At 73.4% G+C, this 16189-nt stretch carries 11 protein-coding genes and 1 pseudogene; 2 read left to right on the top strand and 10 right to left on the bottom strand.

What is annotated here, in order from left to right; all coding sequences use genetic code 11:
* Positions 1-345: 345 nt before the first annotated feature.
* Complete coding sequence (locus AB0I76_RS09085; protein ID WP_357032095.1) at positions 346-1023, bottom strand: PASTA domain-containing protein; 678 nt, start codon at positions 1021-1023, stop codon at positions 346-348.
* 111 nt (positions 1024-1134) lie between these two features.
* Here AB0I76_RS09085 and AB0I76_RS09080 point away from each other — a divergent pair, with 111 nt between their 5' ends.
* Entirely contained in the window at positions 1135-2445 is a 1311-nt protein-coding gene (locus AB0I76_RS09080) for a hypothetical protein (protein ID WP_357032092.1), read from the top strand.
* A gap of 33 nt (positions 2446-2478) precedes the next feature.
* On the opposite strand, the gene AB0I76_RS09075 is transcribed toward AB0I76_RS09080, so the two are convergent.
* Together AB0I76_RS09075 and AB0I76_RS09070 are read right to left on the bottom strand one after the other, a co-directional pair.
* On the bottom strand, positions 2479-3957 hold the full coding sequence (locus tag AB0I76_RS09075) for a glutamate--cysteine ligase (protein WP_357032089.1): 1479 nt from the start codon (positions 3955-3957) through the stop codon (positions 2479-2481).
* 303 nt (positions 3958-4260) lie between these two features.
* A complete protein-coding gene (locus AB0I76_RS09070) occupies positions 4261-4839 on the bottom strand; it encodes a YceI family protein (RefSeq protein ID WP_357032086.1) in 579 nt (192 codons plus the stop codon).
* A 103-nt stretch (positions 4840-4942) separates the two neighbouring features.
* Here AB0I76_RS09070 and AB0I76_RS09065 point away from each other — a divergent pair, with 103 nt between their 5' ends.
* On the top strand, positions 4943-5452 hold the full coding sequence (locus AB0I76_RS09065; RefSeq protein ID WP_357032083.1) for a MarR family transcriptional regulator: 510 nt from the start codon (positions 4943-4945) through the stop codon (positions 5450-5452).
* 201 nt (positions 5453-5653) lie between these two features.
* Here AB0I76_RS09065 and AB0I76_RS09060 read toward each other — a convergent pair whose 3' ends face one another.
* From AB0I76_RS09060 to AB0I76_RS09030, 7 genes and pseudogenes are all read right to left on the bottom strand, one after another.
* Positions 5654-8260, bottom strand: coding sequence for a helix-turn-helix domain-containing protein (locus AB0I76_RS09060; RefSeq protein WP_357032080.1), 2607 nt, complete (start codon positions 8258-8260; stop codon positions 5654-5656).
* A 135-nt stretch (positions 8261-8395) separates the two neighbouring features.
* Positions 8396-9544, bottom strand: a complete 1149-nt coding sequence (locus tag AB0I76_RS09055) for an acyl-CoA dehydrogenase family protein (protein WP_357032077.1) — start codon at positions 9542-9544, stop codon at positions 8396-8398.
* A gap of 68 nt (positions 9545-9612) precedes the next feature.
* Positions 9613-11145: an acyl-CoA carboxylase subunit beta gene (locus AB0I76_RS09050; protein ID WP_357032074.1), complete on the bottom strand. Its 1533-nt coding sequence runs from the start codon at positions 11143-11145 to the stop codon at positions 9613-9615.
* A gap of 119 nt (positions 11146-11264) precedes the next feature.
* The gene (locus AB0I76_RS09045) at positions 11265-12185 is read right to left on the bottom strand and encodes a hydroxymethylglutaryl-CoA lyase (RefSeq protein ID WP_357032071.1); all 921 of its coding nucleotides are present in this window, start codon (positions 12183-12185) and stop codon (positions 11265-11267) included.
* 134 nt (positions 12186-12319) lie between these two features.
* The gene (locus AB0I76_RS09040) at positions 12320-13657 is read right to left on the bottom strand and encodes a biotin carboxylase N-terminal domain-containing protein (RefSeq protein ID WP_357032068.1); all 1338 of its coding nucleotides are present in this window, start codon (positions 13655-13657) and stop codon (positions 12320-12322) included.
* 98 nt (positions 13658-13755) lie between these two features.
* Positions 13756-14370: a TetR/AcrR family transcriptional regulator gene (locus AB0I76_RS09035; protein WP_357032065.1), complete on the bottom strand. Its 615-nt coding sequence runs from the start codon at positions 14368-14370 to the stop codon at positions 13756-13758.
* A gap of 96 nt (positions 14371-14466) precedes the next feature.
* Positions 14467-16189: pseudogene (locus AB0I76_RS09030) on the bottom strand (hypothetical protein); the annotation flags it as partial.

The following is a 16189-nucleotide window of genomic DNA, read 5'->3' as shown; positions in this document are numbered from 1 at the left end:
ACCTCACCGTGGAGGTGAACGACAAGGCATTACGGCTGGTCGCGCCGAGTGCGGTCCACCGGGGCCGTGCGGTCCGCGGGCATCGGCCGGGTCGCGTCCTCCGGCGCCGGTGGTCCCGCGGCGGTCCGCTCGGCCGGTCCGGGCAGCCGTTGCGTACGGTCGGCGGGCTCCGCCCCGCTCGGGCCGGTGGGCGGGAGCGGTCGGGTGCTGTCGTCGTACTCCCCGGGTTTCGGCTCGCTCATCGCACGTCCCCTCCCGGCCCGGCCCGGCGCGCGCCTCGCGGCCCCTGCCCGTCAACCTAGCGGTCCGGGGACAGAACGGCCGGGAGCGGCGTGCCGCACCGCCTCAGGGGGTCGGTACGGCTGTCGGCGTCCCGGAGGCCGCGACCTCGCACCAGATCGACACGCGGTCGTTCCAGCGCGCCGTGCTGTCGGCGGCCGGCTCCTGGCGGTTGACCACGCCGGTCCTGCGCAGGCGGTAGGAGGGATAGAAGCCGTCCTCGACGAGTTCGTCCGCCGCCTCCGAACAGCTCTCGCCGATCAGGTCGGGCACCGTGGCGGCGGGGGCCGGGCCACTGACGTAGAGGGTGACCGTCCGGCCCGGCGACACCTCCTGGCCGACCTCGGGGTAGGCGCGCTCCACCGCGCGCCCGGTGCCCGAGCCGAAGATCAGCCGCCAGCCGAGCCGCCGGTCACGAAGCTCCTCGCGGGCCTTCTCGAAGTCCATGCCCACCACCGGTGGGACGGTCGGCCCGTCGGTGCGGGCCGGCGCGGTGGTGCGCGGTGGCGTCGACCGGGGCCGCTCCGAGGAGGGGGCGGCGCTCGACCGGGCGGCGCTCGGGGAACTGCTCGCCAGGGCCGACGCCCGCCCGGTCGCCTCGTCGTCCGCGCCGGCCAGCAACCAGCCCCCGGTCGCGCCGATCGCCGCGAGCAGCGCGACGGCCAACCCGCCACCCAGCATCAGGGTCAGCCGGTCCGGCCCGGCGTCGCCACCCGCACCGTGCTCCGTGTTTCCATCCGTCATACCGCCACCGCCTCGCTCACCGGCGACCGTACCGGGCACGACCAACCGCGCTGCGTCACGGGGCACCCGCACGACTCGCCGCGCCGACCCCGGGGCGCTACGCTCCCCGGCATGGCCAGACGGGGCTGGGGAGGATCGATCGCGACCGCGGTCGGTGTCGCTGCGGGCGCCGGTGCCGCCCAACTGGGCTTCGGCTACGGCCTGGGCATCATCGACTGGGCCCCGCCCGAGGGCACCGCCGACGTGGCGAGCTGGGTGGCCGGTCTGATCTGGGCGACCTGGATCGCCGCCACCTCCACCGTCGCCGGTGCCGTCTGTGCCCGCTGGCTGCGGGACCGTGCCACCGATCCCGACGCTTCCGACACGCCCTCCGACACGCTCGGGTCGGTGGCACTGGCGGTGGCCGCCGTGCTCGGCGCGTCGATCACCGTCCTGCTGGTGGCCGTACCCGCGCGGGTGGCGGTGGTGCCGGAGACCTCGTCGCCCCGGACCGTCGCCGCGACGTACGCGACCGTCGGGCTGCTGCTCGGCGTGCTGACGGCCGTCTGGGCGCTGCGCTCCCGGGCCGCCGCCACCAACGTGCTCGCCACGGTCGGCTGGCTCTGGGCGCTCGCGGTGGTCGCGGTACTGGACGGCGTCCTCGCCGGGCGTGGCCTGACCACCGCGCAGCTCGGTATCTGGCAGCTCAGTGCGAACGACCCGGCCTACTGGATCCGGGACTGGTTCTACTGGCCGGGCGCGGTGTTGTCGCTCGGGTCCGCCCTGCTGATCGGCGCACTGGCGGCCCGGAGGGCCGCGCGCCACGCCGACCGCCGGATCGGTGCCGCCGCCTCCGGGGCGGCCGGGCCGCTGCTCGTGGCGACCGCGTACCTCGTGGCCGTGCCGGGGCTCACCACGATCGACCCGCAGCAGTTGTCGGCGCACCTGATCGCGCCGTACGCCGTGATCGTCGGCATCGGCGGCTCGGTCCTGGTGGCGGCGCTCGCCCAGCGGGCGTCCCGTCGGGCCGCCGCCCGTGCCGCGGTCCCGACGCAGCGCACCGGCGAGCCGTCGACCGCCGGTGAGACGCCCGGCGACGACGCCCGCACGCCGGACGACGGACGGACGGACCCGACCGGCGCGGAAACCGGCCCCGACGGTTCCACTCCGGTCACCGACACCCGGCCCGGCACCGCGACCCCCGCCAGCGGGACGGCCACGGTCGAGGTCACCCCGATCGTCATGGAGCCCCCGGCGAGCCCGGCCGGGCGGACACGGACCGAGCCGACACCGACCGGACCGGCACCCACCGAGCCGGCACCGACCGCGACGATCCCCGCGCAGCGGACCGGCGCGGAGCCGGTCACCGGGGACGGATCGGACACCACGCCCGAGACCGCGCCGCCGACGCGGCGTCCCCGCGCCCCGCGCCGCCCCCGCTGACCCGCCGGCCGGGAAGACCGCCGTGGCCGGCGGTCAGTCGACCGGCCAGGTGTGCACCGGCTCGTTGCCGCGTTGCAGTTCGGCGTAGCGCTGCACCATGTGGTGCAGGGCGGCGTCACGGTCCATGCCGCGGTGCCGCTCGGCCGCCCAGACCGTCTCGGTCTGCCACACCGCCCCGTTGCGGCCGGTACGGCAGCGCTGCTCGATGATGCCCAGGAGCCGGTCCCGCTCGACCGGCGACACCCCGAACCGGTCCAGGCCGGTCGCGGCCGTGGGCAGCAGGACGTCGAGGACCAGCTTGGTCACCGGCACCTCGCCGAGGCGGGGCCAGTGCAGGACGGCGTCCATCCCGCGCCGGGCGGCGGCGTGGAAGTTCTCCTCGGCGGAGCTGAAGGTGAGCTGGCTCCAGATCGGCCGGTCCGCCTCGGCCAGTCCCCGGGCCAGCCCGAAGTAGAAGGCGGCATTGGCCAGCATGTCGACCACGGTCGGGCCGGCGGGGAGCACCCGGTTCTCCACCCGCAGGTGCGGGCGGCCGTTCATGATGTCGTACACCGGGCGGTTCCAGCGGTAGACGGTGCCGTTGTGCAGGCGCAGCTCGCCCAGCTCCGGTACGCCGCCGGCGTGCAGCACCTCGACCGGGTCCTCCTCCTCGCAGATGGGCAGCAGTGGGGGGAAGTAGCGGACGTTCTCCTCGAACAGGTCGAAGATCGAGGTGATCCAGCGCTCCCCGAACCACACCCGGGGGCGTACGCCCTGCGCCTTGAGCTCGTCCGGGCGCGTGTCGGTGGCCTGCTGGAACAGCCCGATCCGGGTCTCCGCCCAGAGCTGCCGGCCGTAGAGGAACGGGGAGTTGGCCCCGACGGCCACCTGGACGCCGGCGATGGCCTGGGAGGCGTTCCAGTAGTCGGCGAAGCTGTCCGGTGCGACCTGGAGGTGGAACTGGAGACTCGTGCAGGCGGCCTCGGGGGCGATCGAGTCGGTGTGGGTCCGGAGCCGCTCGACGCCCCGGATGTCCAGCTCGATGTCCTCGCCCCGGGCACCGACGATCTGGTCGTTGAGCACCCGGTAGCGCTCGTTGGTGGACAGGTTGTCGGCGACCAGGTGGCGCTCGGTGAGGGTGGGCAGGATGCCGACCAGCACGATCTTGACGTCCGACTTGGCCGCCCGCTCGTCGGCTCGGGAGAGGCTGCTGCGCAGGTCCTGCTCGTAGTCGGCGAAACCGGCGCCCTCGATCAGCCGGGGCAGCGCGTTCAGCTCCAGGTTGAACTGCCCAAGTTCGGTCTGGAAGAGCGGGTCGGCGATGTCGGCGAGGATCTGTTCGTTGCGCATGGCCGGCTCGGCGGCGGAGTCGACCAGGTTCAGTTCGATCTCCAGCCCGGTCATCGGCCGGTCCGCGTCGAACCCGAAGTCGTCCAGCATCAGAGCGAAGACATCCAGACAACGCCGGACCTTCTGCCGGTAGCGGACCCGGTCCTCGCGGGAGAAGGCGCCCTGCTCGACGTCCCTGCCCATGTAGTCCTCCCGGCGCGTGGCGCGTCGAAACGGTGCCGTTCCGCAGCGCGTTGTGAACTATCCACGGTAAGAGCGCGCCCCTCGCCGGGACCAGAGGCCGCAGTCGGTGATCGTACGGATCGATCCGGTGACCGGCGAGGGGCGCGTGTGCGCTGGGATCACTACCCAGGTCGGAGCCCTTCCACCGGCCGGGGAGGCGAACAGGTCGTGACAATTCGCACCCTGGGACGACGCGGCCCGGGTCCGCGTACGGGACCGGGCCCGCGCCTGGTGCGGCGCGGGCCCGGTTTCCGGTGCGAGGGATCAGGCCTGACGAACGGCCTCGCCCTCGATCTCGATCTTGATCTTCTTGCCGACCAGCACGCCGCCGGTCTCCAGAGCGACGTTCCAGGTCAGGCCGAAGTCCTCCCGGTCGATCTCGGTGGTGGCGGAGAAGCCGAAGATGTCCTGGCCGAAGGGGCTGCGGCCGACGCCCTCGAACACGACCTCCAGGTCGACCGTGCGGGTGACGCCCTTCACGGTCAGCTCACCGGAGAGGACGAACTCGTTGCCGTCCTGGGACTTCACGCCGGTGCTGCGGAACTCCAGCGTCGGGAACTGCTCGGCGTCCAGGAACTCGGCGCTGCGCAGGTGCGCGTCCCGGTCGGCCTGCTTGGTGTCGATGCTCGCGGCCTGGATCGTGGCGGTGACCGAGGACTGCAGCGGGTCCTCGGCGACGGTGATCGTCGCGGAGGCGTCGGCGAACTCGCCGCGTACCTTGCTGACCATCATGTGCCGGGCGACGAAGCCCACGCGCTTGTGCGCCGCGTCCAGCAGGTAGGTGCCGGCGGTGGGGATGGTGAGGCCGTCCCAGTCGCGGGTAACCGGTGCGGTGCTGGTCATGTGAACTGCCCTCCGAGAAGATTTTGTTTAGTAGCCCAACGACTGCCTCAGCAACTATAGCGGGCGAAACATTCCCCGTGTCAAGGACTGTTAGGATGAGCGGGTGAACGAGAACGTGTTCGACGACCCCCGGATCACCGCTGTCGGCCTGCTCGTCGAGGCGCACGCCGGGCTGTCGGCCCGGTTCGCCGCCCAGTTCGAGGAACACGGCCTCTCACCCGTCGAGTTCGAGGTGCTCACCCGGCTCGCCCGTTCCCCGGGCAACCAACTCCGGATGACCGACCTGGCGGCCCAGACCTCCCTGTCGACCAGTGGCGTCACCCGGGTTGTCGACCGGATGGAGCGGGACGGGCTGCTCACCCGCCGCGCCTGCCCCTCCGACCGGCGCAGTTCGTACGCGGTGGTCACCGCCGCCGGCCTGCACCGTCTCGACGAGGTCCTCCCGGGCCACCTGCGGATCATCGAGCAGTGGTTCACCGGTCAGCTCGACCCCGAGTCGCTGCGCGCCCTGCTCGACGGGCTGCGCCGGGTGCGAGACGCCGTCCACCCCGGTGCCACCGCCGGCAGCACCGACCCCGCCCACACCGAGGGTGCGGCCGCCTCCGGACGGTGAGCGACGCTGCCGCGGCCACCGGCAGAAAGACCGGCAGAACCACCGCCCGCGTGGGAGGTACCTCTCAAACCGGACGGACGCGCCGGATCATGCTGGCTAGTCTTCGTGCAGCGGGGGACGCACCCGGGGGGACACGGCGCGAGCGATGAGCAAGGGGTAGCAAGAGGGGGCTTCTTCGCTCGCGCCACCTCCCGGCCCGCCCTACGGGGCAGCCCGCCGGGCCGCGACCAGCGCGTAGAGCAGCCCGTCCTCCTGCGGCAGCAACCGCACACCACTTCCCCGGCACGCCTCGTCCAGGCGTTCCAGCACCGCCGGGTCACCCGTGCTGGCGGCCAGCCCCACCAACGCCTCGACCACGTCCCGCCGGTCCTGCCCGTCCACGCTGACGTCCGCCGCCACCGCGAACCACTCCGCCGCCAGGTGCCGGTCGCCCCCGTGCAGGGCCAGGTTCCCCTGGATCAGCGCGTACACGCCGTCTGCCGGATCGCCACCGCGTGCCTTGGAGACCGGGTCGCGACCGTGGAGTCCGTCGGTCCGGTGGACCGGCGAGCCGGGCGGCCGCAGTTGGGTCAGCACCTCGGCCGCCTCCGCCGCCCGCCCGTCCTGGGCCAGCGCCAGCCCCACCGTGCCGAGCACCCGGCGGCGGTGTCCCGGATCACCCAGCCCGTCCAGCGCGCGCAGCACCCGGCGGCCCTGCTCGACCGCGTCGGCGTACCGGCCCTCCAGGCGGGACACCTCGGCAAGGTTGGCCTGGGCCAACGCCCGCAGCCGCCGGTCCGCGCACTGCGTGGCGAGCCGGTCCACCGCGGCCAGGCGCCGCCGCGCCGCGGCCAGGTCACCCACCCGGATCTCGTGCCAGGACAGGTTGTTCTGCGCCACCGCCATGTCCCGCGTACGCCCGGTGCGGGCGGCCAGCGTCAGCACCGTCTCGGCCTGGCCCCGGGCCTCGTCGTGGGCGCCGATGCCGATGAGCAGCGCGCACAGCACCGTCCGCGCCTCCACCTCGCCGACCACGTCACCCGCCTCCCGGAACGCGGCGAGCGCCGTCCGCGCCGTCGAGATCTCCTCGGCGCCAGCGCCGTGCTCGGCGGCCAGCCGGGCCACCCCGACCGACGCCCAGGCCCGCAGCACCGGGTCGGCACCAGCCGTACGCGGATCGGCCAGCAACCGGCGTAGACACTGCCGGCCCGCGACGTCGCGCCCCCGGAACCGCCACCAACGGGCCAGTCCCGCCGCCAGGCGCAGCGCGGTGTGCGGGTCGTCCACGGCGGCATGGGCGAGCGCCGAGCTGATGTCGCCACTCACCTCGTCCAGCCGGTGTGCCGCGGCGGTCAGGCGCACACCGACCAGGTCCGGCGCGGTCCGGGTCACCAGCCGGGTCAGCACCTCGGCGTGCCGGCGACGGATCACCGTCCACTCCCCGGCTCCGGCGGCCTGCTCGGCGGCGAAGTCCCGGACGGCGTCCAGCAGCCGGAACCGGAACGGCCCCGTCCCCCGGACACTCAGCAGGCCCAGTTCCAGGAGCCGGTCCAGCAGCGGTACCGGGTCGACCACCACCGTGCCGTCGGTGTCGCCGTCGTCGGCGAGCATCTCCTCGGCCATCTCGACCGACCAGCGGTTGCCGTACGCCGCGAGCCGGCGCAGCGCCGTCCGCTCGTGCGGGGCCAGAAGCCGGTAGCTGGTCGCGACCGCGTCCCGCAGCGTCTCGGCCACCGCCGCACGTCCGCCGTCCGGTCCCACCGGCTCCGCCGGGTCCCAACCCGGCCGTTCCGCCGCACCCGACGACGTGGCCAGATCGAGGACCCGGTCGCCGTACCGGTCGAGCAGTTCGTTGAGGTCGAGGATCCGGGCTCGCGCCGCCATCAGCTCGATGGCCAGCGGCAGTCCGCCGACACGCCGGACCAGCGCGGCCAACGCCGGCAACTCGGCCGGGGTGGGCGGCTCCCGGCGGACCTGGGCCAGCCGGGCGGTGAAGAGCGCCACCGCCGGGTAGTCGGCCAGGCCCGCACCGTCCGTCGGCGGTACGTCGAGCGGCGCGACCGGGCGGACCCGCTCCCCCGGCAGGCCGACCGGATGGCGTCCGGTGACCAGCACCCGCAGCGACGGCGCCGCGCCGGTGAGCCGGCGTACGGTCTCGGCGACCGGGTCCGGCGCCCGCTCCACCGCATCCATGATCAGCAGTGCGGGTCGGCCGTCGAGGTGGGCCGCCAACTCCGGCAGGCGGGCCACGCCGAAGACCGCCAGCGAGGCGGCGAGGACGTCGGCGCTGTCCGACCCCGTACCGATCAGGACGCCGGCCACGCCCCCGGGATGCCGGTCGGCGACGGCGTGCGCCACCGCGAGGGCCAGTGCCGTCTTGCCGACCCCGGTCAGCCCGACCAGGCTCACCAGTCGGAGCGCGGGATCGGCGGTCAACGTCCCGACCAGCTCCGCCACGTCCCGTTCCCGACCGACCAGGGTCACCGGGGGCGGGAGCGCCACCGTCGTACCGGCGGGCGGCTCCGGGCCCACTGCCGGCTGGGCGGGTGGGGCCGTCCGGGGTGCCGGTACCGGGCCGCGCGCCGCGGCCAGGAAGGCCGACCGGGCCGGGTCGACCAGGCCGAGCGCACCGGCGAGCAGTTCGACGGTGGTGCGCTGTGGGCGCGATGCGCGACCCCGCTCCAGGTCTCGGACCGTCCGTACGCCCACGCCGGCCCGGGACGCCAGCTCGGCCTGCGTCAGGCCGGCAGCGAGCCGGTGCCCGCGGAGCAGATCGGCCAGTGCGGTGGGCAGGCGCGGGCTCCGCGAACTCTCAAGATCGGGAGTCATGGGCACGAAGAGTACGGAGCACCTCCGACCGACGGCAGCCGATCGTCGTCCTACCGACGACCCGCTGCGGATATCCGACACCGCCGGAGGGATGAGGGGGCCCGGGCACCGCGTGGCACGGGCCCCACCGGTACGTCACATACCGAGATCGCGCGCGATGATCATGCGCTGGACCTCGCTGGTGCCCTCGCCGATCTCCAGGATCTTCGAGTCCCGCCAGAAGCGGGCGACCGGGTACTCGTTCATGAAGCCGTAGCCGCCGTGGATCTGGGTGGCCTCGCGGGCGTTGTCCACCGCGACGGTGCTCGCGTGCAGCTTGGCGATCGCGGCCTGCCGCTTGAACGGCTCCCCGTCGAGCATCCGCGCGGCGGCGTCGTAGTAGGCCAGCCGGGCGGTGTGCGCCTTCATCTCCATGTCGGCGATCTTGAACTGGATCGCCTGGTAGTTGCCGATCGGCTGACCGAAGGCCTGACGCTCCTTCGCATACTTGATCGACTCGTCGACGCAGCCCTGCGCCAGACCCACGGCCAGCGCGGCGATGGCGATCCGGCCCTCGTCGAGGATCCGCAGGAACTGGGCGAAGCCCCGGCCCCGCTCGCCGAGCAGGTTCGCCGCCGGCACCCGGCAGTCGTCGAAGGTCAGCTCGTGGGTGTCCGAGGCGTTCCAACCGACCTTGGAGTAGGCCGGCGCGACCGTGAAGCCCGGCGTACCGGACGGCACGATGATGGTGGACAGCTCCTTGGAGCCGTCCGGGCGGGTGCCGGTGACGGCGGTGACCGTGACCAGCGCCGTGATGTCGGTGCCCGAGTTGGTGATGAACGCCTTCGAGCCGTTGATCACCCACTCGTCGCCGTCCAGCACCGCCCTCGTCTGGGTGCCACCGGCGTCCGAGCCGGTGCCCGGCTCGGTCAGCCCGAAGGCGGCGAGCGCCTCACCGCTGAGCAGCCTCGGCAGCCACTGCGCCTTCTGCTCGTCCGTACCGAACCGGTAGATCGGCATGGCGCCCAGGGAGACCGCCGCCTCCAGGGTGATCGCCACGCTGGAGTCGACCCGGGCCAACTCCTCCAGGGCCAGGCAGAGCGCGAAGTAGTCGCCGCCCATGCCGCCGTGCTCCTCGGCGAACGGCAGGCCGAACAGGCCCATCTTGCCCATCTGCCGGACGACCTCGTACGGGAAGGTGTGCTTCTCGTAGTGCTCGCCGATGACCGGGGCGACCACCTCCCGGGCGAACTCCCGCACGCTGGACCGCAGCGCCTCTTGTTCCTCGCTGAGCCGGAAGTCCATCTGATCCTCCTGTCGTGGATGGGCCGCCGGGCGCTCGTGACGCCGGGACGGGTGATGCGAGATCCGGCTCAGACGGGGGTGACGCCGTGCCGGCGCTTCGAGAAGTGCCGTTCCTTGCCCCGGGCGGCGGCGAACCGGCGGACCAGCTCGGTACGCAGCTCGTGCGGCTCGACGATCGCGTCGACCACCAGCTCGCTGGCCAGGCGCACGATGTCGATGTCCCGCTCGTACTCCTCGCGCTTCGCCGCGACGAACGCGGACCGCTCGGTCTCGTCGGCGATGGCCGCGATCTTGTTGGCGTAGACGGCGTTGACCGCCGCTTCGGCGCCCATCACGGCGATCTTCGCGGTGGGCAGGGCGATCGTCGCGTCCGGCTCGAACCCGGGGCCGGCCATCGCGTAGAGACCCGCGCCGTACGCCTTGCGGACGACGACGCAGATCTTCGGTACGGTCGCCTCCGAGATCGCGGTGATCATCTTGGCGCCGTGGCGGATGATGCCCTGCTTCTCCACCGCGCTGCCGACCATGAACCCCGGCACGTCACTGAGGAACAGCAGCGGCACGTTGAACGCGTCGCAGAGCTGCACGAAGCGGGTCGCCTTGTCGGCCGAGTCGACGAAGAGCACACCGCCCTTGAACATCGAGTTGTTGCCGACCACGCCGACGACCTCGCCGTTGAGCCGGCCGAAACCGATGGTCAGCTCCTTGGCCCACAGCGCCTGGATCTCGAAGAAGCTGCCGTCGTCGAGCAGGCCCTTGACGTACCGGCGCATGTCGAACGCCTGCCGCTCGCTCGCCGGCACCAGCGCCGCGAGGTCGACCTTCGCGGACGCCTCGGCGGCCGGCGCCGCCGGCGGCGCCTGCTGCCAGTTCGCCGGCAGGTACGACAGGTAGCGCTTCACCACGTCGAGCGCCTCGGCCTCGGTCTTGCAGAGGAAGTGCCCGACGCCGGACTCGGCGCAGTGCACCTTGGCGCCGCCCATCGCCTCCAGGGTGGTCTTCTCGCCGGTGACCATCTCGACCATCCGGTCCGACCCGAGGTACATGCTGGCGTTGCCGTCCACCATGGCCACCACGTCGCAGAACGCCGGAATGTACGCCCCACCGGCCGCGCTCGGCCCGAACAGCGCGCAGACCTGCGGGATCGACCCGGAGGCGCGGACCTGGTTCCAGAAGATCTTCCCCGCACCCCGCCGGCCGGGGAACAGGTCGACCTGGTCGGTGATCCGCGCGCCGGCCGAGTCGACCAGGTAGACCATCGGCACGCCGGTGGAGTACGCCCGCTCGATGATCCGGATGATCTTCTCGACGGTGCGCGCGCCCCAACTGCCGGCCTTGACGGTGGAGTCGTTGGCCATCAGGCAGACCTGCCGGCCGTCGATGGTGGCGGTGCCGGTGACCACGCCGTCGGCCGGCAGGCCCTCGGCCATCGCGTTGGCGTAGAGGCCGTCCTCGACGAAGGAGCCCTCGTCCACCAGGAGCGCGACCCGCTCCCGGGCGAAGAGCTTGCCCTTGGCGGCGTTCGCCGCGTGGTACTTGTCCGCACCGCCGGCCCGGGCGCGCTTGCGCAGCTGCTCCAGTGCCTCACCGTCGAGCGTCACGCCGACTCCCTCAGCCGCCATCGAGCCGGCCCGCCTCGTGGGCGGACCGACTTACCTGAACGATCGTTAGGCTAACGCATCCGTACCCCCTCCGGCGACCCGCCCGGCCGGGGTGGCGGTCAGGCGGGGAGCGGCGTCAGGCGGGTGCGGGGGCCGGCACGGAGGACGCCGGACGGAAGGGTCTTGCCGACCAGCGACTCGGCCAGCTCGGCGACCTCGATCAGGGCGTCCAGGTCGATGCCGGTGTCGATGCCCATGTCGTGAAGCATGTGCACCGCCTCCTCGGTGGCCAGGTTGCCGCTGGCTCCCGGGGCGTACGGGCAGCCGCCGAGGCCGCCGACACTCGCGTCGAACTCCGTCACGCCCAGCTCCAGCGCGGTCAGCATGTTCGCCAGCGCGGTACCCCGGGTGTTGTGGAAGTGCAGCAGCACCGGGACGTGGGCGTTGCGGTCGCGTACGGCGGTCAGCAGCTCGCGGACCCGCCGGGGCGTACCCATGCCCGTGGTGTCGCCGAAGGCCACCCGGTCCGCGCCGTCCCGGACCACCCGGTCCACGATCGCGGCGACCCGCGCCGGGTCGGTGTCCCCCTCGTACGGGCAGCCGAAGCTGGTCGCCACGATCACCTCGGCCTGGGCGCCCGCGCCGTGCAGCAGGTCGATCAGTTCGGCGATGTCGTCCAGCGACTCGTCGGTGGAGCGGTTGACGTTGCGACGGTTGTGCGTGTCGCTGGCCGAGACCACCACCTCGATCTCGGTGAACCCGGCCGCGAGGGCCCGCTGCGCGCCCCGCGTGTTGGGCACCAGCGCGGAGTAGCGCACGCCGTCGGCCTTCTCGGCCCGACGCCACACCTCGTCGGCGTCCGCCATCTGCGGGATCGCCTTCGGGTGCACGAAGGACACCGCCTCGATCCGCCGCACGCCGGTACGCGACAGCGCGTCCAGCAGCCGCACCTTGGCGTCGGTCGGAATCGGCTCCTCGTTCTGCAGCCCGTCCCGAGGCCCAACCTCACGAATCGATACGGCTTCCGGCAGCCCCGCCATAAGCGTTCACCTCACTGATCCAGAGATTCCCCCCAGCATGCCACCCCCTCCACCCCTCCTGTTGATCAAGGGGTTTGCGCCGGCCGGCGGCCCGGATTCTGACGCAAACCCCTTGATCAACGCGGAACAAGGGGTCAGCGCATGCGGGAGACGATGCCGGTGTCGTAGTCGCCGGTCAGGAACTCCTCGTTCTCCAGCAGCTCGGCGAAGAACGGGAGGTTGTTCTTCGGGCCTACCAGCTGGAACTGGGCCACGGCCGTTCTCGCGCGTGCGATCGCCTCGGCCCGGTCGGCGCCGCTGACGATCAGCTTGGCCATCAGGCTGTCGTAGAACGGCGTGACGGTGTTGCCCTCGACGTACCCGGAATCAACCCGGACACCCTCACCCGTGGGCTCGACCCAGGTCTTGATCGCACCCGGGCCGGGCAGGAAGCGCTTCGGGTCCTCGGCGTTGATCCGCAGCTCGATGGCGTGCCCGCGCGGAGCGAGCGCGTCCGGGTCGAAGGTCGGCGCGAGACCGGCCGCCACGCGCAACTGCTCCTCGACGAGGTCGACGCCGTACACCAGCTCGGTCACCGGGTGCTCGACCTGGAGTCGGGTGTTCATCTCCAGGAAGAAGAACTCACCGGTCGTGGGATCCAGGAGGCACTCGACCGTGCCCGCGTTGCGGTAGCCGACCGCCTCGCCGGCCCGTACCGCCGCCGACAGGAACCGCTCCCGCAGCTCCGGCGACACCGCCGGGGACGGGGACTCCTCCACCAGCTTCTGGTTGCGCCGCTGCACCGAGCACTCGCGCTCACCGAGGGCCACCACCCGGCCGTCGGCGAGGCCGAGGATCTGCACCTCGACGTGGCGCACGCGGGGGAAGTACCGCTCGATCAACACCGAGCCGTCGCCGAACATCCGCTCGGCGAACGCGCGCACCTTGTCGTACTCCGTGGCGAGCTGGCCCTCGTCGTTGGCCACGGCCATGCCCATGCCACCGCCACCGGCCGCGGCCTTGACCATCACCGGGTAGCCGATCTCGGTCGCGGCGGCGACCGCCGCCGCGAGGTCGGCGGCCGGGTCGGTGGTGCCGGGCGCGACCGGCACGCCGGCCGCCGCCATCAGGTTCCGGGCGTTGATCTTGTCGCCCATCGCGGTGATCGCGTCCGCGCCGGGTCCGACCCAGATCAGGCCACTGCTCTGCACGGTACGGGCGAAGTCGGCGTTCTCCGACAGGAAGCCGTAGCCCGGGTGGATGGCCTGCGCGCCGGTCGACTTGGCGGCGGCGAGGATCGCCTCGACGTTGCGGTAGCTCTGCGCGGGGTTGGCCGGGCCGACGCAGACCGCCTCGTCGGCCTCGGTCACGAACGGCAGGTCGGCGTCCGCCTCCGAGTGCACCGCGATCGCGCGGATCCCGAGCCGCTTCGCGGTACGGATGATCCGGCGGGCGATCTCGCCCCGGTTGGCGACCAGCAGTGACTCGATCATCTTTCCTCCAGCGTCCGGGGGTCGGGACGGAAGCTAGGGAATCACGACCGGCACGTTACTCACGAGTCGGGCGCAAGGAAGGGCCCCCTCTTAACAGCTCAGGCCCGGGCGGTCGGCGCGAGGAGGGCGGCCAGGGTGGCGCCGCGGAGCAGTTCGGCGCGACGCCGGCGGTCCACCTCGCCGCCGAGGAACGGCGTCGAGTTCATCAGGCCGAACGCGGCGTGGGCCAGCACCCGCGCCTCGCCGGCGGGCAGGCCGGGGTGCAGGGCGGTCAACGTGGTGACCCACTCCTCGACGTAGAGCCGCTGGAGCCGGCGGATCCGGCGGCGCGGCTCCTCCGGCAGCCGGTCCAGCTCGTGCAGGTGCAGCGCGATGACGGCGGGGTTGGCGAGCGCGAACTCGACGTGGAAGTCGATCAACGACTCCAGGGCGGCGCGCGGGTCGTCCGGCTGGCCGGCGGACCGTTCCCGGCCGCCGGCGAGCAGCCCCTCGCTGACCGGGATCAGCGCGGCGACCAGCATCGCCTCCTTGCCCGCGAAGTGGTGGTAGAGCGCCGGGCCGGTGACACCGGCGGCCGCGCCGATGTCGTCCATCGAGACACCGTGGTAGCCCCGCGAGGCGAAGAGACCGACCGCGATCTCCAGGATCTCGTCCTTCCGGGACCGCCGCCGAGCCGGCCCCGTCGCGCCCCGCGCCTGCTGTTCCACCGTCACGGGCCAAGCGTAGACCGCACCACCCGGTGCATGGGTTACCGGTCGGTTGCGGCCGTCCGGGCCGGTGCGGACGTGTCCCGGCCCGGGCGTACGGACTCAGTCGTCCTGGTCGATGCCGTGCTCCTCGCGCAGCGCGGCGGCCTCCGACCCGCGGTCCAGGTCGTCCAGCGCCCGCGCCAGCAGCCAGGCGGTCTGCTGCGCCGGGCGGGTACCGGCGGGCAGTCCGCCGAGCACCTCGCGGAGCAGTCGTTCCGCCTCGGCCGGCCGTTCCAGGCGGAGCAGGACCTCGCCGGCGAAGGCCTCCACCTGCGCGGCCTCACCGAACGCCTCGATCGTCCGCAGCCGCGCGGCCACCCCGTCGAGCCGGTCCAGCGCCTCGATGAGTCGACCGGCACCCGTCAGCACCCGCGCGCCGTGCTCGGCGAGCAGGGCCAGCTCGTACGTCACCACCGGCGCCGGGTCGGGCTGGGCGGCGAGCGTCGCCGCCAGCCGGTCCGCCGCCTCGACGGTGTCGACGGCCGCCTTCACGTCCCCGGCCCAGTGCCGCGCGGACGCCTCCCGGCGCCGGGTGCGCAGCTCGTCGACGGCCATCCCGGCCTGCCCGTACGCCGTCGCCGCCGCCGCGAACCGCTGCGCGGCCACCGCGTCCCGGTCGGCGTCGTACAGGATGCCGCCCGCCTCCTCCAGCACCTGCGCCCGGTGCGGCAGGTTGTCCGGCGAGTCCAGGTTCGTCGCGAGCTGTTCGAGCAGCGCGAGCGCGGGATCGATGTCGCCGAGCCCCTCGTAGATGCCGGCCAGCAGATGCCGGCACCGGTCCGCCTCGGCCTGCGCGCCGAGCCGGTCCAGCCCGATGACCGCCTCCTCGGCCACCTCGGCCGCCTCGCCCAGCCGGCCGACGGTCCGGTACGCGTTCGCCAGCTCCCACCGGAGGAACGCGTCCCCGGGGTTGCCCCGCTCGACGCAGAGCGTCACGGCCTCGACGAAGTCGTCCACCGCCTCCGCGGCGCGGTCGGCGGCCATCAGCGCCCGGGCCCGGGTGAGCCGCACCGACAGCAGCGCGTCGTCCGGCGCGACGGCGAGGGCGTCGTCACAGGCGGCCACCGAGTCGGCCGGATCCTGGGCGCACACCGCGTACGCCAGGCAGGCCGCGGTGGTCAGGTCGTCGGCTCCCAGCTCGCTGCCGAGCCGGCGGGCCCGCCCGGCTTCGGCCAGGGCCTCCTCCGCACGGTCGAGCTCGTCGAGGGCCCGGGCGCGGTGCAGCGCCACCCGGGCGTCGAGATAGGCGTCGTCGCCCGCACCGGCCGGTACCCGGTCGAGCGCGGCCAACGCGTCCGACCAGCGTTGGTGCTCCATGAGGGCCAGCGCCGTCAGGTCGTGGACGAAGGCCCGCTGCCGGGCGTCACCGCGTACGTCGAGGACGTCGGCGGCGGCGCGGAGCAGCTCCAGCCCTTCGTCGGCGGTCTCGTCCGCCGTCGCGAGGTCCACGCCGAGCCGGGCGGCGACGACCTGCGCGCGGACCTCGTCGCCCAGCTCCCGCCAGGCGGCCAGCGCCGCACGGTGCGCGGCGATCGCACCCGGCACGTCCTCGGCGTCGCTCAGCTCGCCGGCCCGCAGCTCCGTGCGGTGCGCCCCGGTCCGCGCCGGCAGGTCGGCGTCGGCGAACCGCTCGTCCCAGGCGGCCAGCGCGGCCCGGAAGCCCGCCAGGTCGTGGGAGCGACACGTCGATCCTGGTGCTGGAGAGGACGTCGGCGTGCCGGTGGGCCTCCACCCGCACGAGTTCCGCTCGGCGCTGTACGGCGACGACGACCTCGCCGTCGGC

It is taken from the genome of Micromonospora sp. NPDC049799 (assembly GCF_040656655.1).
Classification (GTDB): domain Bacteria; phylum Actinomycetota; class Actinomycetes; order Mycobacteriales; family Micromonosporaceae; genus Micromonospora.
The sequence above is the reverse complement of the archived record's forward strand: the minus strand, read 5'-3'. Positions and strand labels throughout refer to the sequence as shown.

Excerpts from the sequence above, each read along its gene's own strand:
- AB0I76_RS09060 (WP_357032080.1), bottom strand. The coding sequence starts at position 8,260 with ATGACTCCCGATCTTGAGAGTTCGCGGAGCCCGCGCCTGCCCACCGCA.
- AB0I76_RS09040 (WP_357032068.1), bottom strand. The coding sequence starts at position 13,657 with ATGATCGAGTCACTGCTGGTCGCCAACCGGGGCGAGATCGCCCGCCGG.
- AB0I76_RS09085 (WP_357032095.1), bottom strand. The coding sequence starts at position 1,023 with ATGACGGATGGAAACACGGAGCACGGTGCGGGTGGCGACGCCGGGCCG.
- AB0I76_RS09075 (WP_357032089.1), bottom strand. The coding sequence starts at position 3,957 with ATGGGCAGGGACGTCGAGCAGGGCGCCTTCTCCCGCGAGGACCGGGTC.
- AB0I76_RS09055 (WP_357032077.1), bottom strand. The coding sequence starts at position 9,544 with ATGGACTTCCGGCTCAGCGAGGAACAAGAGGCGCTGCGGTCCAGCGTG.
- AB0I76_RS09080 (WP_357032092.1), top strand. The coding sequence starts at position 1,135 with ATGGCCAGACGGGGCTGGGGAGGATCGATCGCGACCGCGGTCGGTGTC.
- AB0I76_RS09045 (WP_357032071.1), bottom strand. The coding sequence starts at position 12,185 with ATGGCGGGGCTGCCGGAAGCCGTATCGATTCGTGAGGTTGGGCCTCGG.
- AB0I76_RS09070 (WP_357032086.1), bottom strand. The coding sequence starts at position 4,839 with ATGACCAGCACCGCACCGGTTACCCGCGACTGGGACGGCCTCACCATC.